Here is a 548-nt window from a genome sequence, read left to right as displayed (position 1 = left end):
TCCTCGGGAAGGTGCGCTCCCTCACGCCACCCCGCCGAAGGCCATCCACAGGTTCTGATCATTGCTCGCCCTTAGCCGAGCCGACGTACTGGTGGCCAGAGTCACGATCAACAAGTACATAGACGCCCTTGACACTGCGGAGCACCTGCTTCCACCCATCAGGTAGAGAGGAGATCGCGTCTACCGGTCGGACGAATGAGCGGAAACCAGGGAAGGGTGGTTCGTACTGCTGCGCGATCTCGGTCACGGGCTTCGCCTGGTTCCTGGCGAGTTGGACCCAGGCGCGCGTACCGGGACCCCAGTCGATAACCACTTTGTCTTGGTACTCAGCCAAGGCTTCGAGCGGATGCATCGCATACCTGTGGAATCCCGAAATGTCGTGCCTCAACATCGGGTCAAGACTGCCCGGCGGGCAAACCTCCCGCCGGTCGACCTGGTACAGCCCCACGAATACGGTCTTGCGGGACTCGGTGACGACAAAGTGTGGCTTGCGCCGTTAAATGGCGGGGTTCTGTAGGTGATATGTGGCGGGCCCCGGTCAACTGACG

At 61.1% G+C, this 548-nt stretch carries 1 protein-coding gene; it reads right to left on the bottom strand.

Translation table 11 applies throughout. The features are described 5' to 3' along the window. Positions 1-58 precede the first annotated feature (58 nt). On the bottom strand, positions 59-391 hold the full coding sequence (locus ABD225_RS18250) for a GIY-YIG nuclease family protein (protein WP_344089029.1): 333 nt from the start codon (positions 389-391) through the stop codon (positions 59-61). Positions 392-548: the final 157 nt, after the last annotated feature.

The sequence above is a fragment of the Nostocoides veronense genome, from assembly GCF_039531185.1.
Lineage (GTDB): Bacteria > Actinomycetota > Actinomycetes > Actinomycetales > Dermatophilaceae > Nostocoides_A > Nostocoides_A veronense.
Note: the sequence above shows the minus strand (reverse complement) of the source record. Positions and strands in the feature narration are given on the sequence as shown.

Excerpts from the sequence above, each read along its gene's own strand:
- ABD225_RS18250 (WP_344089029.1), bottom strand. The coding sequence starts at position 391 with ATGTTGAGGCACGACATTTCGGGATTCCACAGGTATGCGATGCATCCG.